Below are 26,615 nucleotides of genomic sequence, written 5' to 3'. Positions count from 1 at the left end.
GCGGTGCGGGAATAGACTCGATCCAGGGCTGGTGACACGCCCTGACCGGTATGCAAACGCTGCGTGAAAAACCGGCCCGCCGGTGTCATCCTGCTGGCAGGACCGGTCGGTGCACGATAGGTTCCGAGGGTGGCATTGAGTCTGCTGGGGAAGGGCGGCCGCACAGCGGTCGCACAAGAATCAGGGTTCGCCGCGCATCAGGCCGGAGTAGATCGACTGCTGGCCTCCTACCGCGCTATCCCGCCGGACGCGAACGTCCGGTTGGCCAAAAAAACATCGAATCTGTTCCGGGCACGGGCCAAGAGCACCGCGCCCGGGCTGGACGTTTCCGGGTTGACGCAGGTCATCGCGGTGGATCCGGTGGCACGCACCGCCGATGTGGCGGGCATGACCACCTATGAGGATCTGGTCGCGGTCACCCTGCAATACGGGCTGGCACCGCTGGTGGTGCCGCAGCTCAAGACCATCACCCTCGGCGGGGCGGTGACCGGACTGGGGATCGAGTCCACCTCGTTCCGCAATGGGCTGCCGCACGAATCCGTGCTGGAGATGGACGTGCTGACCGGTGCGGGCGAGATCGTCACCGCCACCCGGGACGGGGCGAACGCCGATCTGCTCCGCGGCTTCCCGAATTCCTACGGAACGCTCGGTTACTCCACCCGGCTCAAGATCGAGCTGGAACCGGTCGAACCGTACGTAGCGTTGCGGCACATACGGTTTCATGATCTGCGGGAACTCGAGTCAGCCATGGCTCAGATCATCGCGGACCGCTCATACGCCGGGGAGCAGGTCGACTACCTCGACGGCGTGGTGTTCACTGCCGACGAGTGCTACCTGGTGCTCGGCCGCCAGACCGACGAACCCGGTCCGGTCAGCGACTACACCGGCATGGACATCTTCTACCGTTCCATCCAGCACGACTCGGCCGAACCCAAGCGGGACCGGCTGACCATCAGTGACTACCTGTGGCGCTGGGACACTGATTGGTTCTGGTGTTCGCGGGCATTCGGTACCCAGAACCCCACAATCCGGCGGTTCTGGCCGAAGCGGTACCTGCGCAGCAGCTTCTACTGGAAGCTGATCGCGCTCGACCACAAGTACGACATCGGCGACAAACTCGAGGCCCGCCAGGGCAATCCACCGAGGGAGCGGGTGGTGCAGGACATCGAAGTGCCGCTCGAGCACACCGCGGACTTCATGGAATGGTTCCTGCGCGAAATCCCGATCGAGCCGATCTGGTTGTGCCCCTTGCGATTGCGCGACACCGAGGGCGAACAGCCCTGGCCGCTCTACCCGCTGGAGCCCAACCGCACCTACGTGAACATCGGTTTCTGGTCGGCCGTGCCGACCACGGTGGGACAGCAGGAAGGCGCGGCCAACCGCGCCATCGAACGCCGGGTGTCCGAACTCGACGGGCATAAATCGCTGTATTCGGACTCCTACTACGACCACGATGAATTCGCCGGTTTGTACTACGGCGGCGAGACCTACGCTCAGCTCAAGCAGCACTACGACCCGGATTCTCGTCTACTGGATCTGTATTCGAAGGCGGTGCAACGCAAGTGACCACGTTCAAGGACCGTTCCGACGTATTCGCCGAGCTCGGCAGCAAGCTCAGCATTGCCGAGATCTTCGAGACCCTCATCGACGGCCCGGTGCCGATTCGCTTGACCGCGTATGACGGCAGCAGCACGGGACCGGAGGACTCGGAATTCGGCCTGGAGATCAAGACTCCGCGCGGCGTCAACTACATCGCCACCGCACCCGGCGATCTGGGCATGGCTCGCGCCTACATCTCCGGTGACATGACCGCCACCGGCGTCCACCCCGGCGACCCGTACGAACTTCTGAAGGCCATGGCCTCCATGAAGTTCCGCCGCCCGACCGCCATGCAACTGGTGGTCATAGCGCGCTCGCTGGGCTGGGAACTGCTCAAGCCGGTCGCGCCGCCGCCGCAGGAGACGCTGCCGCGCTGGCGGCGCATCGCCCTGGAAGGCTTGCGGCACTCCAAGACTCGCGATGCCGAGGCCATTCATCATCATTACGACGTCTCCAACACGTTCTACGAGTACGTGCTCGGACCGTCCATGACCTACACCTGCGCGGCCTACGAGAACGAGGAACAGACCCTCGAAGAGGCGCAGGAGAACAAGTACCGCTTGGTCTTCGAGAAGCTGAACCTGAAGGCCGGGGACCGGCTGCTCGATATCGGCTGCGGCTGGGGCGGCATGGTGCGCTACGCCGCCCGGCGCGGGGTCAAGGTGATCGGCGCGACGCTGTCCGCCGAACAGGCCGCCTGGGCGCAGAACAAGATCGCCGAGGAGGGGCTCTCGGAACTCGCCGAGGTGCGCCACTCCGACTACCGCGACGTGCCCGAGGGCGAATTCGACGCCGTGTCGTCCATCGGCCTCACCGAGCACATCGGCGTGGCCAATTACCCGGCCTACTTCGGGTACATCAAGTCCAAGCTGCGCGACGGCGGACTGTTCCTCAATCACTCCATCACCCGCCCGGACAACAAGGCCACCAGCAAGGCGGGCGATTTCATCGACCGCTACGTGTTCCCGGACGGCGAACTGGCAGGCTCCGGCCGCATCATCTCCGAGGCCCAGAACGTGGGGCTCGAGGTGATGCACGAGGAGAACCTCCGGCAGCATTACGCGCTCACCCTCGCTGAATGGTGCGACAACCTGGTGAAGAACTGGGACGCCGCCGTCGACGAGGTCGGCGAGGGCACCGCCAAGGTGTGGGGCCTGTACATGGCCGGATGTCAGCTCGGGTTCGAGAAGAATGTGGTTCAGCTACACCAGGTTCTGGGCGTCAAGCTCGGTGCCGACCAGGCCTGGACGGTGCCGCTGCGCCCGTGGTGGAACGCCTGAACCAGGCTCTACGAGCTCACGAGGTAACGCCGGAAACCGGCAGTCCGAGGCGAGCGGTCAACCACGGCAATGACGACGTGAAGGCCGACGCCGCGAACTGCCAGGTGTGACCACCCTCGGTGGTGTGCACCGTGCAGTCCATGCCGGTCCGGCGGCCCTCCTCGCACAGCGTGGCGGCCGCGCCCTCCTCACCAGTGTCGAAGACATTGTCGTGGCCGCCGAACCCGGCCGACTCGTCCTCGACGGGCTGCTGAGACCGGAAACGATTGCCGCTCTGCCGTTGCGGCGGCTTCAAGTCATCGAAGAGACCGACCATATCGGTGTACGGGCCGTGCTTACCCATGACCGTCATCGGATCGAAGCGCGCCCACGCCTCGGCGTCACCGCCGAACAGCCGCCGCACGGTCTGCTCCTTGGTACCGGCGGTCGGGCCCAGATCACCGGCGATATCGACGAACGTGTGCAGCAACTCCGGATGCATGACGGCCAGATCCACCGCACAGGTGCCGCCCATGGACCAGCCCACCACCGCCCATTGCGCCGGATCCTTCGACGCCCCGAAGGCCGATTCCACATAGTCCGGAACATCATCGGTGAGGTGATCGGCCGCATCACCGCGCGGGCCGTTCACGCATTCGGTGTCATTGTTGAAACTGCCGCCGGAATCCACGAACACCAGCAGCGGGGCCCGACCGCCATTGCCCGCCGCGAAATCATCCACGGCGGGCATGATCTGGCCGCTGCGCACCCAGTCCGCCGGGGTATTGAACTCGCCGCCGATCATCATGACCACCGGCAGCGCGGGCGGCTTGTCGCCCGCGAACCACGCCGGAGGCAGATACACGTACTCGGTGCGATGCTTGAAATGACTGCCGGACTCCGGGATATCCACGGGCACGATCCGCCCCGGCCCCACATTCGTATTCCGCAGCCCATCCAGCGACGCCAAGCTCGTCTGATGCGGTAGCGGCTCCGCCGTCAGCGCATTCCACGCCGCCTGCACCGTCGGGTAGTACCCGACCCACTGATTCAGCACCACAGCGGTATTCACCAGCGCCAGCGGCACCGCGATCACCGCCGCCAACCGCTGCCACAAGGCCCCGGTCCGCCACCCCACCACCGCCGCACCCAGCGCGGCACCGGTCAGCCCGATACACACCCACAACAACACCGGGGCCGGATCATCCGCCAGCCCTTCGTCATTCATGAAGGTCCATGACCCCCACGCCGCCCCCACCCCGAGCACCACGCACATCGGCATCCACACCAGCCACCACCGCCGCGTGAACCGGAGCAGTGCGATCACCAACAGCAAGACCGCCACGAACGCCAATACCTGCGGCACCCACCCGTGCAGCAGCGAAACCCCGTGATGAAACCCCCCGTACCCGGCCCGTGCCGCAGGAGCCTTCGGCGCGGGCGGCGGTCCCACAGGAGCTTGCGGCAGCACGCGATTCACAGGCACGACGGCGATTGTCGATGCCTTTCCTCGAGAAACCCTGTGAATACCCTCCACGAACGCTGGTGACCGGGTCACCGGAGATCTATGGATTGCTCACAAGAGCGCGTCGAGGAAACCCTTCGGCAGTGCGGGCGCATCAGGGTTTCCCGTATCGACCAGCGGCAGTTCGGTGCGCAGGGTGCGCAGGATATTGGTGACGCCTGGCCCTGCGTCCAATAGCGGGCGGGTCCAGCCAAGTTCGGCGCAGCGAATGACCGCGGGGGTCAGGACGGCGATGGATTCGCCCATCCAGCCGGAGGTCGACAGGCATTCGGCTAGCAGCAGGGCGGCATCGAGTTCGGCTCGGGGGCGGTGCTTCTCGCGAATGCGGGCGTGCAGGGCCCGGGCACGCTTCACGGCCGTATCGCTCGCACCGAGGGGGGCACTGTCGTCGGGGCCGCCGCCATTGTCGCCGCGGTGGCTGCGGGCCAGCAGGGCGCGGATGGTGGCGAATTCCTCGGCCTCCACGGCCAGCGCGGCCGCGCCCGAGACGTGCCGGAGGGGCCGGACCATGGGGTCGGTGACCAGGCCGAGGGTGAGCGGATCGGGTGGCAGCTCGAGGCGGAGGCGTTCGGCGCGGACGTGGGCGGCGAGGCGGACGAGCTTGCGATCGGCGGCTATTCGCGCGCCCTCGTCGAGGCGGGCGGTGGCGGTCTCGATATCGCCGCGCACGGCCTTCACGCGTGCGCCGATGACGAAAATGGTGACCAGGAAGTCGACCGGGCCGACATGAGTGGTGAGTTCATGGCTCTGGTCGAGCAGGTGTTCGGCGCTCTCCAGATCGCCCCTGCGGTAAGTGATCTCACCGAGCAGGGCGGCCGCCACCCGCGCCGAATGCGAGCGCGGGCCGGAGCGATCCCGGGCGGTCTGCCAGGCCTGCTCGAAGCAGCGCGTGGCGACCTCCAAATCCAGCTGTTCATAGGCCGCCGCACCCTGACCGCACAGGCCGAACACCTCGCCCAGCGGATCGGCCGAGCGGGCGTGATACGGCGCGGCCCACACCTGCATTTCCTGCGCACCCTTGAAATCGAATTCGCACAGCCGCACGAAGGAGGCCAGATTGGCGGCGGTGGAGACGGTCCAGGCGGGCAGCTCATCGGCCAATTGCAGGCAGTCCGTGAGCTTTTCGAGCACACCCTCGGTGCGATCGCGCGCCACCTGGTCGGCCGCCGCCAGCACGGCGGCCTGACAGCGTTGATTCACCGCCTCGGCATCGGTCGGCGAACTACGGGCCAACATATTGGACAGGCGGCCGAGAGCGGTCCGGGCGGCACCCGACTGCTGCAGGTTCACATTCGCGCGGGCCAGCGCCATCAGCAGCTTGGAGCGCGAAGCCACCTGCTGCACCGGCAGTTTCGACACGGTCCCGAACAAGGTCGCCAGCCGGGAACGGTCGATCAGATCCATGCCGCCGTTCTCGACGAGATCGAGCGCGAACTTGAAATCGGTGGCGGCCAGCGCATGATCCACCGACTGCCGCAGCATGCCCTGCTCGGCGTACCAGCGGGAAGCCTTGCGGTGCAGGATCTTCACCTTGCCCGCCTCTACCCGTTCCAGCCGCGCGCGCAGATGCTCGGCCACCATCGGCTGCATGCGATACCAGTCCGAGTCGTCGGACTTGCGGTGCAGGAACAACTCCCGCTGTTCGGCCTGCTCCAGCAGTTCGGCGGCATCGGACGACCCGGTCAGCGCGTCCGCCAGCGACGCGTTCACGCGCTCGGGAACGGCGATGGCGGACAGGAAGTCGAGCATGCGCGGCTCCAGCGCATCGAGCACGTTCTCGGCCAGGTACTCACGAATCGCCTTGTTGTTCCCGGAAAGTCGCGCGATGAGCTGCTCAGGCTCCTGATCCGCGGCCCGCAGCGACAGCGACGCCAGCTGAATCGCGGCAGGCCAGCCGTCGGTGGCGGTATGGATCTGCTCCACCTGCCGGTCGGTGAGCTCCAGCCCGGTGCGATCGACCAGGATCTGCCGGACCTCGTCGACGGTGAGCCGCAATTGCGCCGCCCCGATCTCGACCAGCTCGTCCGCCACCTGCATCCGGCTCAGCGGCAGCCCGGCCCGTTCCCGGCTGGTGATCACGAAACGCAAATGGTGACAGGAATTGTCGAGCAGCGACTCCATCACCCGCTGCGCACCGGAATCGGTGATCCGATGCCAGTCGTCCACGAACACCACCACGCCCGTGCCGCCCGCATGTACCTCGTCGATGAGCGTCGACACCGCGTACGGCACCGCCTCGGCGGGCCGCTCCTCCAGCACCTGCTCCAGCCCCGCGCCGATCTCCGGGCGCACACTCCGGATGGCCGCGATGATGTGGGCCAGCAGCCACACCGCATTGTCGTCCTCGCTGCCGAGGCCGATCCAGGCCACCGCGACCCCGCGATCGGCGAGCTCGGCCCGCCACTGCGCGGCCAGGGTGCCCTTGCCGAAACCGGCCGGGCCATGGATCAATGCCAGCCGCCGCCGTCCCCCCATCCGCAAGGGTTCCAGCAGCCGAGGCCGCGGCACCGGTTCGCGCGTGGGCTTGGTCGGCCGGAACTTCGTCGCGGCCGTGGGGGGCATGGTGTTTCCGGTGGCCGGGAAGACCCCGCTCGCGGTCCCCCCGGTGGCGTGCAGCGTCAGCGAGAGATTGCGCGGTGCGGTCACCACCGTCCCGGTGCGCTGCCGCGAATACTGCTGGGTGGTAGGGGAATCCAGGCTCTCGGTGCCGGTCGCCGTCTGCCCGCTGTCCAGCAGCGCCATCTCGTCGGTGGCTTGCCCGTGCTCGGCCTGGATACCGCGCAGCAGCTCACCGAATTCCACCGCCGATCCGGGCCGATGGCTCGGATCCGGCGACATGGCGGCCTCGATGGCATCCGCCACGTCCGAGGGGATCTCCTGCTCCCGCAGGTCCGGCAGCGGCGCACTGGTGATGCGCAGGAACTGCGCGATGACCTTCTCCCCCGCCTGCCGCTCATAGGCGGCGTGACCGGTCAGCAATGCGAACAGTGTGGATCCGAGACCGTATACATCGGAACGGACCGTCGGTTCCTCACCCTTCAGCACCTCCGGCGCGGTGAATGCCGGAGACCCGGTGATCATGCTGGTGGAGGTGCGGAAGCCACCGGGTATGCGGGCGATGCCGAAATCGGTGAGCTGGGGTTCGCCATAACGGCTCAGGAGCACGTTCGCCGGTTTCACATCCCGGTGCAGCACCTCGGCCCGGTGCGCGCTCTCGATGGCCCCCGCCAGCTTCACCCCGACCCGCAGCGAATCCGACCAGGTCAGCGGCCCATTATCGCGGACCACCCGCTCGAGGGACCCGTGCGTGCAGAACGGCATGACAATGAACGGCCGCCCGCTCGGCGTCACATCCACCTGCAGGATGTCGACGATATTGGGATGCCCGGAGAGCCGCCCCATGGCGTGCTCCTCGCGCAGGAATCGCTCCAGGCTTTCGTCGTCTATCTCGGTGGACAGCACCTTGACCGCGACATCGCGCTCGAGGGCCCGCTGGGCACAGCGATACACCACACCGAACCCGCCGCGGCCGATCTCCTCGGCGGCGAACAGACCCATGGCCTCCAGCTCATCGGTGATGGCCAGCGGGACGTAGGCCTGCGTCGCTGATTCGGCTCGAGTATCGCTCCGGGGTTCTTCTCCCGGGCGCGCCTGTGGATCCATCTTCTGCCCACCTCGCACTGGAAAGAACGCGTACCGAACGTACGGGCTATTCCGGTGTTCTACCCGCGCATATTCCAAACGTAGCGCGGTCCGCACCCGCGTGTGAACGATTCGCCTCAGCTATGGGTAACCCGTCGTGCCACGTTCATTCCCCGTGTACAGGCACGGCCCGTGTCGCATGTGCGACACGGGCCGTGAGCTTCGGTGATCGAGCCGCCGATTGCTCAGCGGGACAAGCACTTACCTGGTACTACTTCAGCGCAGCGAGGCCGGAACCTGGAAACGGTCGCCGAACTTGGCGGCCAGCTCGTCGGCACGGGCGACGAAGCCCGCCGTGCCACCCGGGTAGCCGACGATGAACTGGTGGGTGCCACCGGTCCAGGCCGGGTAACCGATGCCGAAGATCGAGCCGATATTGGCGTCGGCGGTGGTGGTCAGCACACCCTCGTCGAAGCACTTCTGGGTCTCGATGGCCTCGGAGAACAGCATGCGGTCCTTCAGGTCCTGCAGGGTGACGCCTTCCGGCAGCTCCCGCGAGGTCTTGAAGAGGGTGCGCAGCTCCGACCACAGGCCGGTGGCCTTGCCGTCGACGTACTCGTAGAAGCCCGCGCCGCCGGCCTTACCGGTGCGCTTGTGCTCGTCCACCAGCTTGTCGAGAATGCCGGCGGTCGCGCCCGAGGCGGCGTCGATCGAGCCACCGGCGGCCACGATGGCCTCGGCGGTCTCCTTGTAGATCTTCTGCATGGTGGTGAAGTTCAGCTCATCGCTCAGCTTCAGCGGCGCCGCCGGGTAACCCGCCTGCAGACCGGCCTGCTCGATGGTCGCCGGGTCGATGCCCTCGTCGAGCATCTTGATGGCCTCGTTGATGAACTTGCCGATGACGCGCGAGGTGTAGAAGCCACGCGAGTCATTGACCACGATCGGGGTCTTGCGGATCGCGAGGGTGTAGTCGTACACGCGAGCCAGGGCCTCGTCGGAGGTCTTCTCGCCCTTGATGATCTCGACCAGCGGCATCTTGTCGACCGGGGAGAAGAAGTGGATGCCGATGAAGTCCTCGGCCCGCTTCACGCCATTGGCCAGCAGGGTGATCGGCAGGGTCGAGGTGTTCGAGCCCAGCAGGGCGTCGGCGTCGACGATGTCCTCGATCTCCTGGAAGACCGCGTTCTTCAGCTCCGGCTTCTCGAAGACGGCCTCGATCACGAAGTCGACGCCGGCGAAGTCCTTGGCATCGGCGGTCGGGGTGATCTTGGCGAGCAGCGCGGCCGACTTCTCCGCGGTGGTCTTGCCACGCGAGAGCGCCTTCTCCTCGAGCTTCTCCGAGTAGTTCTTGCCGCGCTCGGCCGCCTCGATGGTGACGTCCTTCAGCACGACGTCGTAACCGGCCTTGGCGGAGACGTACGCGATGCCCGCGCCCATCATGCCCGCGCCGACGACGCCGATCTTCTTGATCTCACGCTTCGGCACGTCCTTGGGACGCGAACCGCCATTGTTGATCGACTGCAGGTCGAAGAAGAACGCCTGGATCATGTTCTTCGCGACCGGGCCGGTCAGCAGCGAGACGAAGTAGCGCGACTCGATGATCGACGCATTGTCGAAGTCGACCTGCGCACCCTCGACCGCGGCGGCCATGATGGCCTGCGGCGCCGGCATGTTCTGGCCCTTGAGCTGCTTGCGCAGGTTGGCCGGGAACGCCGGGAGGTTGGCGGCGAGCGCCGGGGTGGTGGGGGTGCCGCCCGGGATCTTGTAGCCCTTGACGTCCCAGGGCTGAACGCCCTTGTCCGGGTTGGCCTTGATCCACGCCTTGGCGGCGGGGACGAGCTCCTCGATGGAACCGACGACCTCGTTGACCAGGCCGGTGACCTTGGCCTTGGCGGCAGTGAACTCGGTGCCCTGCAGCAGAACACCCATCAGGCCGTTGGCGATGCCCAGCATGCGGGTGACGCGGGTGACGCCGCCACCGGCGGGCAGCAGACCCAGCTTCACCTCGGGCAGGCCGAGCTTGAGGCCCTTCACGTCGGCGGCGATGCGGTAGTGGGTGGCCAGCGTGATCTCCAGGCCGCCACCGAGGGCGGCACCGTTGATCGCGGACACGACGGGCTTGCCCAGCTGCTCGAGACGACGCAGGTCGCTCTTGATGAAGGTCAGCTCGTCCATGATGGCGGCGGCATCGTCCGGGCCGGTCTGCATCATGTTCTTGAGGTCACCGCCGGCGAAGAAGGTCTTCTTCGCGGAGGTGATGACGACACCGGTGATGTCGTCCTTCTCGGCGACCAGGCGGTCCACAGTGGCCCGCATGGAGTCCTTGTAGAGCTGGTTCATGGTGTTGGCGCCCTGGTTGGGGTCGTCCATGGTCAGCACGACGATGCCGTCGGCGTCCTTTTCCCAGCCGATCATGTTCTCAGTCATTGTTTTTCGTTCTCCTGAAAAAAGTCGGTGGGCGTTAGACGCGCTCGATGATGGTGGCGACGCCCATGCCGCCGCCGATGCAGAGGGTGATCAGCGCGTAGCGCGCATTGCGACGGTGCAGCTCGTCGATCATGGTGCCGGTGATCATGGCGCCGGTGGCGCCCAGCGGGTGGCCCATGGCGATGGCGCCACCGTTGACGTTCAGCTTCTCGTCCGGGATCGCCAGATCCTTCTGGAACTTCAGGACGACGGAAGCGAAGGCCTCGTTGATCTCGAACAGGTCGATGTCATCAACGGTCAGGCCCGCCTTGGCGAGAGCCTTGAACGCGGCCGGGGTCGGGCCGGTCAGCATGATGGTGGCGTCCGCACCGGAGGTGGCGGTCGCGACGACGCGGGCACGCGGGGTCAGGCCCGAAGCCTTACCGGCCTCCTCGGAGCCGACCAGCACGAGAGCCGCGCCGTCGACGATGCCGGAGGAGTTACCACCGTGGTGCACGTGGTTGATGGCCTCGACGTAGGTGTAGCGCTGCATGGCGACGGAGTCGAAACCGCCCATGTCGCCGATGCCGGCGAAGGCCGGGTTCAGCTTGCCCAGGTCGGCGGCGGTGGTGCCGGGACGCATGTGCTCGTCGTTGTCGAGCACGGTCAGGCCATTGATGTCCTTGACCGGAACGACGGAGTTGGCGAAGTAGCCGTTCTTCCAGGCGTTGGCGGCCAGGTCCTGCGAGCGGACGGCGTAGGCATCGACGTCATCGCGGGTGAAGCCCTCGATGGTGGCGATCAGGTCGGCCGAGATGCCCTGCGGGACAATGTAAGCCTCGTAGCTGGTCTTCGGGTCCATGAACATGGCGCCGCCGTCGGAGCCCATCGGCACGCGGGACATGGACTCGACGCCACCGGCGATGACCATGTCATCGAAGCCGGAGCGGACCTTCTGGGCGGCCAGGTTGACGGCTTCCAGGCCCGAGGCGCAGAAACGGTTGATCTGGATGCCACCGACGGTGTCGGGCAGCTTGGCGGTGAGGACGGTGGTGCGGGCGATGTCCGCGCCCTGATCACCGACGGGCGAGACGACACCCAGGATGATGTCCGAGATACGGTCCTCATCCAGGTTCGGGAAACGATTCCGCAGCTCCTCGACCAGACCGGTGGTCAGATCGATCGGCTTGACCGAGTGCAGCGAGCCCTTCTTGTTGCGGCCGCGCGGGGTGCGGATGGCCTCGTAAATGTAGGCCTCTGTGGTCATATCGGAGTTTTCCTCTCTTAAGGTGCGCCTGCACCGCAGTGTGCGGGGCGGCCGCTTGTAACCTCGCCGACCCGCTTCTCAGCTGGCCGTCTTGACGCCGTACAAACAGCGGCGCGAGCAGACTCGTAGATGCTCTGGTAGCCCAAACGCCAGGGCATACCTTAGAACCTCTCCGAACCGATACTCACGGCCACCCGATCATAGTACCGCCGAGTGCGAACTCCGGTTAACTTAATCTGGCTCACAGGGTAACTGTCAACCCTCCAGAGGTGTGGCCCCCAACTCCGAGCGCAAAAGATCCAACGCCACCTCATCCGGGTCGCGACGCTCTCCGGCGGGCACCGGCGTGGCCGCCGCCTCCAGCATCTCCCGCTCCTCCTCCGGCGTAGCAGCAGGTGGGACGCCGTCATAACCTACTGACGAGTAGTCCGACGGCCCCGGGTCGTCCGGAAGGTCCGGCCCGTCAGGCAGCGGAATATCGTCCTCCGGCGGCGCCTGCCGCACCCCGGAACCCGTGTCCCCACCCCTGGAATCCCCACCCGTCGAGGGAGCACTCACCGGCTGCGCGGGCGCGGCCACCGCCGCCGTCGGAGCAGTCCCCCACTCCGTCGCGGTGGCAGCCGTATTCACGACCGCCGCCGCAGCACCCCCACCAGCAGCCTTCGACTGGCTCGGCCGCGAGAACTTCGGTGCCGCCTTCTTCTCGGGAGCCGCGGTCGCACCCGCCGCTCCGCGCCCCGCCGCACCGCCCGCCCGCGCCGCGGGCGCCGGACCCGCCCCGCCCACTTCCCACCGCACGTCATGGTCCCGACCCAACACGGCCTTGACCGCCGACCGCACCGCATCCAGATTCTGCGGCTGCGACAACCGCTGCGCCAACGGCCCATTCTGATGCGCGAAAACGATCGTCTGCCCCTCGAGCCGCGAAACGCTCGCCCCATTCATCATGGCCTGCACCGCCACCCCGAACTCCCGAACCTTGGCCCGAATATCAGCCCAGGCCCCCTCGATCTCCCGCAGCACATCGTCCCCGCTGGACGCGGAGTCCTCCGCGGCCACGGCCGGTTCCGGCTCGTCCGCGGGCACCTCGACCGGAGCATCCACGGCAGCAGGCGTTTCCACCGCCGCCGCAGGCTCCGCAACCGCAACCGGCTCGGGCGCGCTCAGCTCAGCCTGAGCCGGGACGTCAGCCATCGACGCGGAGGTCACGTCACCTGGCACGTTCTGCGCTGCGATGGGAGCGTCCTGGCCGAAATCGAGTGCCGCAGCATCGGATTCACCGACCGACGCGAGGTCCGCAGAGTCGCTTTCGCCGGGTTCGGCTGCGGCGCTGGTGGAAATCCGCTGGGCTTCAGCGGCGGGCGGTGCAGCGACCTCGCGGTCGGCGACCTCGGGTACCGCGCTCTCCACGACGGCGGGAGCCGCGCTGCCGGGCAGCTGTTCCACAACCTCGGCATGACTGGGATTCGCGGAAACCTGCTGGGCCACAGCAGCTTCAGCGGCGGACGGCACGGTAGAGGCCTGCGGCGCGGCGGCTGCACGGTCGGCGACTTCGGGCGCTGCCACCTCCACGGCGGAGTCAGCCTCGCTACCCGACAGCCGCCCAGCGCCCCCGGAAGGTGCGGCACTTGCGGAAACCTGCTGGGCCGCTGCGCGTTCCGCGGGATGCGGCGGAGCGGGCGGGACTGCCGGGGCATCTTCGGCGGCGGAAGTGCCTCGCACCGCGTTCATTTCGGGCGGGCGCACCGCTGCCGACTGGGTGGCGGGGGCAGCTGCCGGGGCAACCGTCTGCTGTTGTGGCGTCGCCACTGGTGCGGCGGGTTGAGCCTGAGCCTGTTGCGGGGCGGGGGCAGCGGCGGGGGCGGCGGGCTGTTGCGGGTCGGCGGCCGGGGCCTCGGGGGTGGGTGTCTTTTCGGCGCGCAAGGCCGCGAGAGCCTCTGCTCCTCGGCGGCGGGAGGCTGCGTCAGCGGCCGGAGCCGATGCGGGAGCGGCACTTCGAGGGGCGGACGCGGCAGCTTGGGCGGGCTGAGACGGCGGCGGTGCTCCACCGGCCATGCGACGCTCGAGAGTTTCGAGGCGTTGCAGGGTTGCCGTTTCGGCGTCGGAGACGGCGGGGAGGAGCATGCGGGCGGCGATTACCTCGAGGAGGAGGCGGGGGGCGGTGGCGCCGCGCATATCGCCGAGGCCCTCGTGGAGGAGTTCGGCGTAGCGGGCCAGGGAGGCGGAGCCGAGGCGGGCGGCCTGGTCGCGCATGCGGTCGAGGACATCGCCGGGGCCGGTCACGAGGTTGCGCTCGGTGGCGTCGGGGACCGCGCGCATGAGGATGAGGTCGCGGAGGCGTTCGAGGAAGTCGGTGGCGAAACGGCGGGGGTCGTGGCCCGCTTCGACCACGCGGTCGATGGTGCCGAACAAGGCCGCACCGTCGGAAGCGGCGAGCGCCTCGATCGCGTCGTCGATCAAGGCGACGTCGGTGACGCCGAGGAGGGAGACCGCGCGGGGGTAGGTGACACCCTCGGGGCCCGCGCCTGCCAGGAGTTGGTCGAGGACGCTGAGGCTGTCTCGGGGGGAGCCGCCACCGGCCCGGATGACCAAGGGGTAGACGGCCTCTTCTACCTGGACGTTCTCCTGGTCGCAGATCTTGCCGAGCAGGCCGCGCATGGTGGCGGGGGGCAGCAGGCGGAAGGGGTAGTGGTGGGTGCGGGAGCGGATGGTCGGGAGGACCTTGTCCGGTTCCGTGGTGGCGAACACGAAGATGAGGTGGGCGGGGGGCTCTTCCACGATCTTGAGCAGCGCGTTGAAGCCCGCGGTGGTGACCATGTGCGCCTCATCGATGATGAAGACGCGGTAGCGGGATTCGGCGGGGGCGTAGAAGGCGCGGTCCCGTAGTTCGCGGGTGTCGTCGACGCCGCCGTGGCTCGCGGCGTCGAGTTCGATGACGTCGAGGTTGCCGGGCCCGCCGGGGCCCAGGGCGACACAGGACGAGCAGACGCCGCACGGCTTCGAGGTCGGACCCTCGACGCAGTTCAGCGAGCGCGCGAGGATGCGCGCGGAGGAGGTCTTGCCGCATCCGCGCGGGCCGGAGAAGAGGTAGGCATGACTGATCCGCCCGGTATCGAGCGCGATGCTCAGGGGATCGGTGACGTGCTCCTGCCCCACCACTTCAGCGAACGTTGCCGGTCGGTACTTCCGGTACAGAGCCACGGCCAAAGGGTACCGGCACTAGCCGACATGCCAGTGCGCCTGCTCGCTTCGCCGCCGCATTGGTTGCGTCGACATAGCCAGCCCGGGCTTTCACATAGCCAACCGACCTAAACGGTGATGCATGTCACATACGAACCGCCCGCCCTGTTGCCCTCCATACGACGGAAGCCGGGTGGGCGTTGGGGGCCGAGCAAATTCTCAGCGTGGGAAAGGTCCAGACATTGCCGGATGACGCATCCACCCAAGATCACCATTTACTGATGCGCGTTCGGTTTCAACTCCGCAGAGCGGACATAACGATCCTGTGAACCGATGCAGCAAGATCGCAATCGTTTGGCTACCGTGGACATCGGCAACTTCGGTAGCCAAACCTTCATCAGGTTGGTGGCCCCGGCCGGTCCCTCATCCCGACCGGGGCACAACCAACCAAATCTCCCGGAGGACGCCCAAGTGCCGTCTTATGACGACATCGCCGCAGCCTGGCTCTCCAGTACGGAATTCGCCGGCGACACCGCCGCGGTCGGATTACTGAGTCGAGCCATCAATCCGCAGGACTACGACATCAAGCGCGACTCGCTACCCGTGTCCGCCGCTGCCGATCCGGCCACCGCTAACGCGATTCTCGAACTCTTGCAGCGCGGCCAGGTGCCGACGCTCGCCGCCATCGAAACCCTCACCGTCCAGAACGAGATGCGGGCCGAGGCCGAGCGCATCGAACGATTGGGCCGCCGCGCCCAGCGCAGCGTCGACGATTTCGGCCGGGTGCTGGCCAAGCTCACCGACGAATACTGGGCCGCGCACGGCACCGGCCCGACCCGGCGCGACATTCTGCTGTCGGAACCCGTCATCGCCCTGATCCGGGATCGCGTCGGCGATATCCCGCCGACCGCGATCAAACATCTGTGGCTGATCGAGCGCGCCCAGCGCGCCGGGTGGATCGCCTATAACGCCACGCCCCGATCCCTGTGCGCCGGAAGGCGTTTCCATGCCGCACGGTATGGAAATCGGGTTTCGCTGCGCCCCGTGAATACGATCGGCGCGCTGGTCACCGCCTATCTGCGTGATCAACTGGCCGAGCATGAGCGCCCGCCGCGCTGGTCGGTGCTGGCCTTCGAGCTGCGCGATGATCGCGGGCGGCGTGTGTTCAACGACACGGCGGACGCACGCACCCAGCAGCAGTGGCTGACCACGGCCGAATGGATGGCCCTCGATGACGGCCTCCCCATGCCTGGCCCGCGCGGATTGCGAGTTCTGTCCCGGAAAAACCGGGATCGCCGCAGCTAGTTGAGTTACAACCAGGTATCCAACTCCTCATTTTTGTAACAGCGCCGAAACGTGAGGATTCGGTAACTTCCACGCAACGCAATGTGCGAAGGAGTTACCCCCATGAATCCGACCATCGACCCGGCCGCCACGGCCTGGCTGCTCGCGGCCACGGCCATGGTGCTGCTCATGACGCCGGGCCTGGCGATCTTCTACGGCGGCATGGTGCGCTCCAGCGGTGTGCTCAACATGCTGATGATGAGCTTCATTTCGATCCCGCTGGTCACGGTGGCCTGGCTGGTGTTCGGGTACAGCCTGTCCTTCGGTGATGACGCGGGCGGCGGACTGATCGGCGATCTCGGGCATATCGGGCTCTCGGGCATCGATCCGACGACCGTTCACGTGACCGATGCCGCCGCGAATACCGGTGTGCCGGAACTGCTCTACGTCACCTTCCAGCTGACCTTCGCGATTCTGACGGTGGCGCTGATCTCGGGTGCGATCGCCGATCGCGCCAAGTTCTCCGCGTGGATGATCTTCGTGCCGGTGTGGGCGCTCATCGTGTACGCGCCGATCGCACACTGGGTGTGGACGCCGGACGGCTGGCTGGCCAAGCTCGGCACCCTCGATTACGCGGGCGGCCTGGTGGTCGAGATCGCTTCGGGCGCTTCGGCGCTGGCCATGGCGCTGGTGCTGGGCCCGCGCGTCGGTTTCAAGGTGGATGCCATGCGTCCGCACAATCTGCCGTTCGTGCTGCTGGGTGCGGGCCTGTTGTGGTTCGGCTGGTTCGGGTTCAATGCCGGTTCCGCGCTGAAGGCGGACGGGATCGCGTCGGCGGTCTTCCTGAATACGCTGGTGGCGGGCTGCCTCGGCATGCTGGGCTGGCTGGTCGTGGAGCAGATTCGCGATGGCAAGCCGACCACCTTCGGTGCGGCCTCGGGCGCGGTGGCCGGTCTGGTCGCCATTACGCCGTCGTGTGGGTCGGTGAATACGCTCGGCGCGTTGATCGTGGGCGTGGCGGCCGGTGTGGTGTGTTCGTTCGCGGTGGGCTGGAAGTTCAAGGGCGGCTTCGACGATTCGCTCGATGTGGTGGGCGTGCACTTCATGGGCGGCATCGTGGGCACGCTGCTGATCGGTTTCCTGGCGCACGAGACCATGACCGGGGACAAGAAGGGGCTGCTCTACGGCGGCGGGCTCGGGCAGCTGGGTAAGCAGGCGGTGGGCGTGCTGGTGGTGGCGGCGTTCGCCTTCGGTGTCTCGTTCCTGCTGGGCAAGGTGATCGACAAGACCATCGGCTTCCGGGTGAGCCGGGAGGACGAGATCGGCGGCATCGACTTCGCGCTGCATGCCGAGACCGCGTATGCCGAAGGCGTGCATGGGCATACCCCGCACACGAAGGGGCTGTTCGGCGGGCACTGAGCCGTTGAACGAGAACGGCCGGGCAGTGGATGATCCACTGCCCGGCCGTTCTCATTGATTCGATTCAGCGTTGGTGGGTCTAGCTGACCTTGCTCGCCGAGGCGCTGAACGTATTGCACTGCGCCGTGTGGTTCTTGTCGTAGCCGAGTTCGAACCACGCGCCGCCGTTCTGGGAGGTGCCGTGGTCGCGCATGTCCCCAGAGGAGTCGCCGCGGTGATAGGAGTCGGTGCGGGCGACGCCGACCTGGGCCGAGGTGAGCGAACCGCCGTCCTTGGAGGAGGACAGGTACATGCCGTCGAAGCAGTTGGCCTGCAATTCGGTTCGCCGCGACAGCTCCAGGCCGGTGTCGGAGCGGGCCCCGGCGTCGCGGCGCTGTTGATGGACCTTGCCGAGAATGCCGGACTGGGCCTGGACGTGGTGGCCGTATTCGTGGGCGAAGACGGACAGGTAGACCACCCAGTTGTTCTTGAAGATATCGGTCTGCAACTGGCTGACCGGCATGTAGATGGTCTGGTCGGCGGAGCAGTAGAAGGCGGCGAAGTTCGAGCTGTTGCCGGTGCACAGGGTGGTGATGCCATTGGTGTCGGCCGAGACATTCAGCTTCGGGGCCTCGAACGGCAGCTTGATGTCGTCGAAGAGCGGCTTCCAGGCCTTGGCGAGACAGTCGGCGGCGGATTCGAAGAACTTGCGCGCGGTCTCCACCTCGGTGCTCCAGGCCGAGTACTTGCAGCCCGCCGGGACCAGGGTGAGGTCATCGCCGGTGAGCAGCGGATTGTCGGCGGTCTTGGCCACGCCGGCGTTCTCGCCGCCGGGCGAATTGGTGTAAGTGGTCTGGACGGAATCGCCGGAACCGAAGGCGTGCAGGCCGGTTCGGATGGCGGTATTCACCAGCAGACCGGTCACCAGCAGGACCATGACCACCAGCAAGGTGGTCCAGCGGCGGCGGCGCGGCGGCGCGGGACGCACCTGCGTGGCCGGGGTGAGCTGCGGGAAGGCACCCGTCGGCGGCATGGGCGCGCGATAGGCCGGACGCTGCTGCTGGGGATAACCCGGTTGCTGGTTGTAGCCCGGCGGGCGGCCATAACCCGGGGCCTGACCGTAGCCGGGCGCCTGACCGTAACCGGGTTGCTGCTGCTGGCCGGGTTGCTGAGGGTATCCCGGAGGCGGCGGAAAGCCTTGCCGCTGTGGATAACCGGGGCCTTGCGGCGCACCCGGGCCCTGGGGATAACCGGGACGCTGGGGGTTTCCCGGCGGTGGCTGATTGGGCCGCTGGCCTTGATTCGGCGGTCGTCCACCGGGCGGAATCGGTCCGTTGCCGGACGGTGGGCGAGTCATCCCCCCGCACCCCCTCGTTCCCTCACGTTTGCCGCCGGCTCCATCGGCCTGTGCCTTGCCGCTGAGGAAGAATAGCAAGCTGTCTAAAGTAGCCTTCCATGCAGATTTTTCGGGGGGGCGCCCTCGTGGCGCTGCTGCTCGCCCTTGCGGGTGTGGCCGCGCCGGCCGCCTACGCGAACCCGGACGGGGTGCGGATCACCGCGGACGTGAATCTCGGCGACGATGGTCTGCTGCGGGTCACCGAAACCGTGGAAGTGCCTGCGGGCGGCGAATTCCGGCAGGTGCTGCCCCTGCGCGTGCAGGTGAGCGAGGGCGTGGAGCGAAGTTTCCAGGTCAGCGATGTGAAGGCCACCGGTGACGGGGACGCGACCATTACCGATGACCTGTTCACGGTGAATGCGCGGCCCGGCGCCGCGACCTTCGAGTACACGCTGCACAACACGGTCAGCGATACCGGTGGCGCGCAGGTCTTCCACTGGACCGGGGTGCTGAACACCGATGTGGAGTCGATCAATGTCAGTGTGATCAGCCCCGATTTCCGGATGGGCGTCACCAAGTGCACCATCGGGCCGCCCGGAAAACCGGAGGACTGCGCGGATATTCGGGTCGAGCCGGATGGCGTGGCGCATCTGGAGAAGAAGGATCTGAACAAGGGTGATGTCATCGATGTGACCTTGCAGATGCCGCCGGGCACGGTGCCCGCCAATGCGGATATCCGGGATGACAATGCGCCCGGGGCGTTTTCGCTGACCTGGCCGGTGTACGCGGCGTTCGGCGTGCTGCTGGCGGGGCTGGTGGCGGCGGCCGGGTATGTGGTGTGGTCGCGGCGGGCGACGCCGAGCGGCACCGAGGTGCTGGATCCGCTGGTGCACGAGGGGAATCGGGTGCGCTTCACCTCGCCCGACGGAGTGCTGCCGGGGACGGCCGGACTGCTGCTGGACGGTCATGTGGATGCGCCCGATCTGGCGGCGACCATTGTGGATCTGGCGGTGCGGAGCTATCTGTGGGTGGCGGTCGTCGAGGAATCGGATTGGCGTTTCTCCCGGATGAATCCGGTCGATGAGCACCTGGTCGGGTACGAGCGGGCCGTCTACGCGGCGCTGCTGCCCGAGGGCACGGATTCGGTTCTGCTGTCCGAGCTACGCGGCAAGGTGCCCGCGGCCGCGGTGCGTAGGGCGCTCATCGATGATGCGGTGGAAAGCGGGACCTTCCTCGACCGCACTCGCCGCGGTGTCGAGTTCTGGCTGGGCGCGGCGCTGATCCTGATCGGTGCGCTCACGTTCGCTGGCCTGGCGCTCGGACCGGCTCACCACGCGCTGGTCGGTGTGGCGATCGCACTGGGCGGGGTTGCCACGCTGCTGCTCCCCCGCTATCTGCCGTCTCGCACGGTGCTCGGCCGGGAGCTGACCACCCGTTTGCAGGCCATGCAGCGCGGACTGGACGCGATTGTTCCGCAACGTATTCCGGCCGCCGATCAGGAGATGGTCTTCTCCCGGGCCTTGCCGTACATGGTGGCGGACCGCAAGACCGACCAGTGGGTTCGCACCTTCCGCGACCTCAACCCCTCCGACGACGGCACCCCCGGCGTCTACTGGTTCGGCGGCTTCGAGGGCGACCGCAACCTGCACCGCTTCGCCGCCCACTTCCCCTACTTCATCACCGCCGTGGAGGGCCTGTTCAGCCCGCCGCGCACCAGCGACAGCTGATCCGACGACAAAAGCGCTCGTCATCCCGGCACGCTTGTGACCGGGATCCACATCACCCGAGTGGATTCCGGCCGAGAACACGACGGCCTGACGGAGATCCGGACGAACCTCGCTGATCCGCTACCTCAGTGCCCGGCATGAACGGCGAGGGCGCGGCGGGCGTAGGCGCGGACATCCGCGTCGGTGTCGCCGAGGGCGGTTTCCAGTGCGGTTCGGGCGGATTCGGATTCCGGCCAGGTGCTCAGGGTGAGCACCGCTGCCTTGCGGATGTCGGGGTGGGGGTCGGCTAGGGCGGTGGTCAGGGGTTCGGCGGCCAGTTCCGGGCCGACGGCGGGGAGGCCGCGGGCCGCGCCCTCTCGGATCTGCCAGGCCGAATCCTTCAGGGCCGCGGTCAGGGTGGGGGCGTCCTCGGGTGTGCCGAGTCGGGCCAGGGCCGTGAGGGCGGCGGCTCTGACCAGGGGGTCGCGATCGCCGGTGAGGGTGCGGATGGTTTCGGCTCCGCCGAGGCCGATGGTGGCCAGGCCGCGGGCGGCGGAGATTCGGACTTCCCGATTGTCGTCGTGGGCGGCGGTGGTGAGCGGGGACCAGTCGTCCAGGGAGACCAGGGCATTCACGGCTTCTATGCGAACGCGGTGGTCGGGGTCTACGGCGGCCTTGGCGAACAGCTCGGCGGTGCCGGTTCGCAGGGCTCGGAGCAGGTCGATGACGGTGGCGCGGACGATGGGATCGGGCGAGTCGGCATGCTCGGCGAGTCCGTTTGCGGCGGGCAGGATCTCGACCAGCTCGCGGAGTCCGGCTACGGCTGCCGCCCGGACTTGTACGGCGGAATCGGAGAGGGCCGCGATCAGGCGGTCGTCGAAGCCATCCGGGGTGCCTTCGGTGAGGACGGCCACGGCGGTGGCGCGGACCTGCGGGTCCGGATCATCCAGGAAGGATGCGAGTTCGGCGGTGCCGGGTGAATCCAGGCTCAGCAGTAGCGCGATGCGCGGCGCGACAATCTCTTTCGCGGCCGTGACGGGGGTCGCGGCGTGGGAGGGCAGTTCCGCGCCCAGGTTGGGCGGGGTGCCGACGAGGGCGGGCTGCGCCACCGGGATGACGGCGGTGTCGGAGGTGGGGATCTCGTCCAGGCCGGGGACCGGGACGAAATACGGTGCCACCGGCCGCTTCAGGAATTCCATCTCGCCGTCGGCGGTCTTGCGCAGGTTGAGGTGGTAGCGCCATTCGACGTCGTCGCGCTCGGGCAGGTCGGCGCGCTCGTGGTAGAGCCCCCAGCGGGATTCGGTGCGGGTCAGTGAGGAGCGGGCGGCCATTTCGGCGCAGTCGCGAATGAAGGTGACCTCGGCGCAGCGCATGAGTTCGTGCGGGGTGAGCGCGCCCATGGCGGCGATCTCATCGGCCATGCGGTCGAAGGTTTCGATGGCGAGGGAGAGCTTGGTGGCCGTCTTGGGCGGGGCCACATAGTCATTGACGAAGCGGCGCAGCTTGTATTCGACCTGCTGCTGCGGTGCGCCTTCGGGATTGCGCAGCGGGCGGTAGACGAGTTCGTGGGCGGAGGCCAGCTGGTCGACGGGGAGTTCGGCCGGGGCGGTGACGTCCGCGAGGGTGCCCGCCGCATGTGCTCCGGCCAGATCGCCGTAGACGAATGCGCCGATCATGTAGTTGTGCGGGACGCAGGCCAAGTCACCGGCGGCGTACAGGCCGGGGACGGTCGTTCGGGCGTTCTCGTCCACCCAGACGCCGGAGGCGGAATGCCCACTGCACAAGCCGATTTCGGAAATGTGCATCTCGATATCGTGACTGCGGTAGTCGTGCCCCCGATTGGCGTGGAAGGTGCCGCGGGTGGGGCGTTCGGTGGTGTGCAGGATGCCCTCGAGGGCGTCCAGGGTTTCGGTCGGCAGGTGCGAGACCTTGAGATAGATGGGGCCGCGGGCGGATTCGATCTCCCGCTTGACCTCCGACATCATCGCTCCGGACCAGTAGTCGGAGTCGACGAAGCGTTCACCGAGGGCATTCACCTGGTAGCCGCCGAAGGGATTGGCGACATACGCGCAGGCGGGGCCGTTGTAATCCTTGATGAGCGGGTTGATCTGGAAGCATTCGATGCCGGAAAGCTCCGCACCGGCGTGGTAGGCCATGGCGTAGCCGTCGCCCGCATTGGTGGGGTTCTCGTAGGTGCCGTACAGATATCCCGAAGCGGGCAGGCCGAGCCGCCCGGCGGGCCCGGTCGCGAGGATGACGGCCTTGGCTCCGACGGCCACGAATTCGCCTGTGCGCGTATTCAATGCGGCGGCACCGACCGCTCGCCCGTTCTCGGTGAGCACGCGCACCGGCATGAGGCGGTTCTCGATCTGGATGAGTTCGCGCATCTTCCGTTGCCGCAGTACGCGATACAGCGCCTTCTTGACGTCCTTGCCCTCCGGCATGGGCAGCACATACGAGCCGGAGCGGTGCACGCGCCGCACCGCGTATTCGCCGTAGGCGTCCTTCTCGAATTTCACGCCGTAGCGTTCGAGGCGCTGCACCATGGCGAAGCCGCGGGTGGCGGTCTGATAGATGGTGCGCTGGTTGACGATTCCGTCATTGGCCCGGGTGATCTCGGCGACGTAGTCCTCGGGCTCGGCCTTGCCGGGGATGACGGCATTGTTGACGCCGTCCATTCCCATGGCCAGTGCGCCGGAGTGCCGGACGTGCGCCTTCTCCATGAGGATCACGTTCGCGCCCTGTTCGGCGGCGGTGAGCGCGGCCATGGTGCCCGCGGTGCCGCCGCCGATGACCAGCACATCGCAGTCGAGACGGGTGGTCTCGGCCAGATCGGGAATCTGCATCAGTTCTCCAGGGCAGTAATGATTTTGGCGCGCAGGACGGCACGGTCCACGTCGGGTTCGCGCGGTTGCGGCACCTCCAGGAGTGCGCGCAGCGGTTCGCCCGCGCGGCCGAGGACGGCGACCCGATCGCCCAGCAGCAGTGCCTCGTCCACATCGTGGGTGACGAAGACGACGGTGGTGGGGTGGGTGCGCCAGGTGTCGATGAGCAGGCGTTGCATGGTGGCGCGGGTCTGGGTGTCGAGCGCGCCGAACGGCTCGTCCATGAGGACCGCGCGCGGCGCTCCGGCCAGGCCGCGGGCCAGCTGCACGCGCTGGCGCATGCCGCCGGAGAGGCTTTTGGGCAGGTAGTCGGCGAAGCCGGTGAGGCCGATCTCGTCGATCCATTTGTCGGCCAGGGCCCGTCGTCCCGCGCGGGGTTCGCCGCGCAGTTTCAGGGCGAGTTCGATATTGGATCGTACTGTGCGCCAAGGCAGTAGGGCATTGTCCTGGAAGACGACCGCACGATCACGGGAGGTGCCGGTGACCTCCGTGCCGTCGGCCAGCACGCGGCCGGAGTCCGGTCGTAGTAGTCCGGCCAGGGCGCGCAGGACCGTGGATTTGCCGCAGCCGGAAGGGCCGGTGAGGATCAGGATCTCGCCGGGCCGCACGTCCACGGTCAGGTCGTCGATCACCGGTGTTCCGGTATAGGACAGTTGAATCCGGTCGGTGCGCAGACTCATTCCGGTGGTCATTTCGCGACCTCCTGCACTCGCGGCAGCCAATGCGTGACGCGCCGCCCGATCAGTTCGACGGCGGCCGAGGTGAGGTACCCGAGCGCTCCGATCGTGATGATGCCGACGAACACGCCCGGGTAATCCACGATCGTGTACGCCTGCCAGGTCCGGTAGCCCACGCCGAGCCGACCCGAGATCATTTCCGCCGACACCACGCAGATCCACGCCACGCCGATGCCGACCGACAGTCCGCTGAACACGCCGGGCAGACTGCCCGGCAGGACCACCTGGCACAGCACATCCCAGCGACTGCCGCCGAGGGTGCGCACCGAGTCCTCCCAGATGGTCGGCAGGGCTCGCACGGCATGACGAGTGGACACCATGACCGGGAAGTACGCGGCCAGGAAGGTGATAAAGACGATGCCCGCCTCGTCATCGGGGAACATCAGGATGGCCACCGGCACGATGGCGATGGCCGGTATGGGCCGGGCCAGCTCGGTGAGCGGGCCCAGCACATCGGAGAACCACCGCGAACGGCCCAGCGCCACACCGGTTGTCACGCCGATGACCGCGGCCAGCCCGAATCCGGTGAGTATTCGGATGAGCGACTGGCCGAGATCGAGATAGAACGTGTCGGTGCCCAGCTGATGCCGGAACGCCCGCACGATCTCGGTGACGGTCGGCAGCGTGTCGAACCGCACCCACAGGCGAATATTGTTGGCGGTCAGGAACTGCCAAGCGCCGACAGCGGCCAGCACCGACGCCGTCCGAATCGCGCGCGACCGCCACGCGATTCCGCCCGCACTCGGCCGCCGTCCGGCTCGAGCGCCCCGTTCTGCCGCTCCTCGCTCGGCCGGACCATCCGCGATGTCGACGCGAAGCGCGGTGGTAGTGCTCATCGCCCAGCTCCCCGAACTCGCGGTGACCGGCTCGCCGTCGCGGCTGGTTCGGCCGGGCCTTCGGCTACGTCGATGCGCAGCGCGCTGGTGGTTGTCATCGCCGAGCGGGTCATTGCCGAACCTCGTTTACGGCCTGGTCGTAGGTGACGGTCACGCCCGACGGGTGTCCGGCGAGGTAGCGCTGGGCGGCTGCCGGTGTGGTGAAGGGGAGGTAGGTTTCGCCGTCGCGGACCCAGAGGGCCTTGTCGGCGAACCAGCGGGTGCCGAGTTCGGCGTCGGGGACGTAGGCGACGCGGATCTGTTTGCCTTGGGCGCGGGCTTGTTTGATGGCGCGCAGCAGGCTGGTGGGGTCGGCAGCGGGCTGAGTGGTGTCTTGGCCGGTGAACCAGATCTCGCTCGCCTGAGCCGGATTGGTGATCGACTGGTTGGTGAGGGCATCGGTGCCGGTGATCGGCGCGGGGTTGGCGGTGTTCGCGAGTTCGGCGTCGTAGTTGAGGCCGCGGTCCTTGTAGACCTGTTGCAGGACGGTGGGTTCGACGAATTTGTCGATGTCCAGGTCCGCGAAGTCGCCGATGGACTTCAGGTATTGGACGTCATCTTTGAATGCCGCGATCAGGCCGGGCTTCAGCGTGGGGTCGAAGGAGGTGCCGCCCGGCCCGTTGTACAGGTACACGACCTCCTGGGCCAGCCCGGAGTTGTCGGCGACGATCTTGGCCGCTTCCAGGGGCTGCTTGTGGATGAAATCGGTGGCGTCCACCTGGGCTTGCACAAAGGCATTCAGTACCTCCGGATGCTGTTTCGCGTAGTCACGCCGCGCCACCACACCGTGGAAGGTGGGGACATTCAGTTCCGCACCGTCGTACAGCAGCTTGGCCTTGTTCTGGAAGACCAGCAGTCCGGGCCAGGCCACGAACTGCGACAGGGCCGCCACCTGACCGGATTCCAGTGCGGAGGAACCGATCTGGGGCTGCTGGTTGAGCACCTCGACGCCGGACTTGGGGTCGATGCCCGCGCGGGTCAGCGCCTGCACCAGGGTGCCGTGCCCGGCCGAGCCGACGCTCGCCGAAACCTTCTGTCCCGCGAGATCCTTGATGGACTGCGCGGCAGAGTTCGGCGCGACGACCACCATGTTCAGCGCGCCCTTGGGGTTGTACCCGGTGATGGACACCAGTTCGGTCTTGGCCCGCTCATTGGCCTGGGTACGGGAACCATTGATGAGCAGCGGATAGTCGCCCATCGAGCCGATGTCGATCTTCTCCGCGATCATCTGCGCGGTGATGGGTGCGCCGGTGTCGTAGTCCTGCCATTCCACCTGATACTTCGGTCCGCCGCCCTTGGTGAGTGCCTCGAGGCGCTGTTCCAGGAATCCCTTGGCCTTCAACAGGGTTCCGGCGGTGACGGTATTGATGGTCTTGGATTGGTAGCCGATGACGAGCTTGACGGTGTCGCCGCCACCGGTGTTCTCCAGCGAGCAGCCGGAGACGGTGAGTGCGAGGGCAGCGGCGAGTGCCGCCACGGTGATCCGGGCGGGGCGGTACTTCATGGGGTTCCTAGA

15 protein-coding genes are annotated in these 26,615 nt (G+C 67.2%); 5 read left to right on the top strand and 10 right to left on the bottom strand.

The window, feature by feature from the left end:
* Window positions 1-135: 135 nt before the first annotated feature.
* Together AB0N05_RS28120 and AB0N05_RS28115 are read left to right on the top strand one after the other, a co-directional pair.
* Window positions 136-1,566, top strand: a complete 1,431-nt coding sequence (locus AB0N05_RS28120) for an FAD-binding oxidoreductase (protein ID WP_364700060.1) — start codon at window positions 136-138, stop codon at window positions 1,564-1,566.
* Window positions 1,563-2,879, top strand: a complete 1,317-nt coding sequence (locus tag AB0N05_RS28115) for a class I SAM-dependent methyltransferase (RefSeq protein ID WP_364699221.1) — start codon at window positions 1,563-1,565, stop codon at window positions 2,877-2,879. The genes AB0N05_RS28120 and AB0N05_RS28115 overlap by 4 nt, the downstream gene beginning before the upstream one ends.
* A gap of 16 nt (window positions 2,880-2,895) precedes the next feature.
* On the opposite strand, the gene AB0N05_RS28110 is transcribed toward AB0N05_RS28115, so the two are convergent.
* The 5 genes from AB0N05_RS28110 to AB0N05_RS28090 all read right to left on the bottom strand — a co-directional run bounded on the left by AB0N05_RS28110 (window position 2,896) and on the right by AB0N05_RS28090 (window position 14,899).
* A complete protein-coding gene (locus tag AB0N05_RS28110) occupies window positions 2,896-4,344 on the bottom strand; it encodes an alpha/beta hydrolase-fold protein (RefSeq protein ID WP_364699219.1) in 1,449 nt (482 codons plus the stop codon).
* A gap of 90 nt (window positions 4,345-4,434) precedes the next feature.
* Window positions 4,435-8,046, bottom strand: a complete 3,612-nt coding sequence (locus AB0N05_RS28105) for a protein kinase (protein WP_364699217.1) — start codon at window positions 8,044-8,046, stop codon at window positions 4,435-4,437.
* A gap of 255 nt (window positions 8,047-8,301) precedes the next feature.
* On the bottom strand, window positions 8,302-10,452 hold the full coding sequence (locus AB0N05_RS28100; RefSeq protein WP_364699215.1) for a 3-hydroxyacyl-CoA dehydrogenase NAD-binding domain-containing protein: 2,151 nt from the start codon (window positions 10,450-10,452) through the stop codon (window positions 8,302-8,304).
* Window positions 10,453-10,486: 34 nt separating this feature from the next.
* Window positions 10,487-11,698, bottom strand: a complete 1,212-nt coding sequence (locus AB0N05_RS28095) for an acetyl-CoA C-acetyltransferase (protein ID WP_364699213.1) — start codon at window positions 11,696-11,698, stop codon at window positions 10,487-10,489.
* A gap of 255 nt (window positions 11,699-11,953) precedes the next feature.
* Window positions 11,954-14,899 (bottom strand): DNA polymerase III subunit gamma and tau, encoded by a 2,946-nt coding sequence (locus AB0N05_RS28090; protein ID WP_364699211.1) that lies wholly within the window; start codon window positions 14,897-14,899, stop codon window positions 11,954-11,956.
* Window positions 14,900-15,349: 450 nt separating this feature from the next.
* On the opposite strand from AB0N05_RS28090, the gene AB0N05_RS28085 reads away from it, so the two are divergent.
* Together AB0N05_RS28085 and AB0N05_RS28080 are read left to right on the top strand one after the other, a co-directional pair.
* A complete protein-coding gene (locus AB0N05_RS28085) occupies window positions 15,350-16,183 on the top strand; it encodes a hypothetical protein (RefSeq protein ID WP_364699209.1) in 834 nt (277 codons plus the stop codon).
* Between the two features lie 102 nt (window positions 16,184-16,285).
* Window positions 16,286-17,581 carry an ammonium transporter gene (locus AB0N05_RS28080; protein ID WP_364699207.1) on the top strand — a complete coding sequence of 432 codons (1,296 nt, stop codon included), beginning with the start codon at window positions 16,286-16,288 and terminating at the stop codon, window positions 17,579-17,581.
* Between the two features lie 79 nt (window positions 17,582-17,660).
* Here the strand turns inward: AB0N05_RS28080 and AB0N05_RS28075 are convergent, their stop codons facing one another.
* Window positions 17,661-18,917 carry a neutral zinc metallopeptidase gene (locus AB0N05_RS28075; RefSeq protein WP_364699205.1) on the bottom strand — a complete coding sequence of 419 codons (1,257 nt, stop codon included), beginning with the start codon at window positions 18,915-18,917 and terminating at the stop codon, window positions 17,661-17,663.
* A 98-nt stretch (window positions 18,918-19,015) separates the two neighbouring features.
* On the opposite strand from AB0N05_RS28075, the gene AB0N05_RS28070 reads away from it, so the two are divergent.
* Window positions 19,016-20,623, top strand: coding sequence for a DUF2207 domain-containing protein (locus tag AB0N05_RS28070; RefSeq protein WP_364699203.1), 1,608 nt, complete (start codon window positions 19,016-19,018; stop codon window positions 20,621-20,623).
* A 125-nt stretch (window positions 20,624-20,748) separates the two neighbouring features.
* Here AB0N05_RS28070 and AB0N05_RS28065 read toward each other — a convergent pair whose 3' ends face one another.
* From AB0N05_RS28065 to AB0N05_RS28050, 4 genes are all read right to left on the bottom strand, one after another.
* Window positions 20,749-23,448 carry a fumarate reductase/succinate dehydrogenase flavoprotein subunit gene (locus AB0N05_RS28065; protein ID WP_364699201.1) on the bottom strand — a complete coding sequence of 900 codons (2,700 nt, stop codon included), beginning with the start codon at window positions 23,446-23,448 and terminating at the stop codon, window positions 20,749-20,751.
* Window positions 23,448-24,179 (bottom strand): ABC transporter ATP-binding protein, encoded by a 732-nt coding sequence (locus tag AB0N05_RS28060; protein ID WP_364699199.1) that lies wholly within the window; start codon window positions 24,177-24,179, stop codon window positions 23,448-23,450. The genes AB0N05_RS28065 and AB0N05_RS28060 overlap by 1 nt, the downstream gene beginning before the upstream one ends.
* Window positions 24,176-25,060: an ABC transporter permease gene (locus AB0N05_RS28055; protein ID WP_364699197.1), complete on the bottom strand. Its 885-nt coding sequence runs from the start codon at window positions 25,058-25,060 to the stop codon at window positions 24,176-24,178. The genes AB0N05_RS28060 and AB0N05_RS28055 overlap by 4 nt, the downstream gene beginning before the upstream one ends.
* Window positions 25,061-25,169: 109 nt before the next feature.
* A complete protein-coding gene (locus AB0N05_RS28050; RefSeq protein ID WP_364699195.1) occupies window positions 25,170-26,603 on the bottom strand; it encodes an ABC transporter substrate-binding protein in 1,434 nt (477 codons plus the stop codon).
* Window positions 26,604-26,615 lie beyond the last annotated feature (12 nt).

Origin of the sequence: Nocardia sp. NPDC051030, assembly GCF_040683015.1 — a bacterium.
Lineage (GTDB): Bacteria > Actinomycetota > Actinomycetes > Mycobacteriales > Mycobacteriaceae > Nocardia.
Note: the sequence above shows the minus strand (reverse complement) of the source record. Positions and strands in the feature narration are given on the sequence as shown.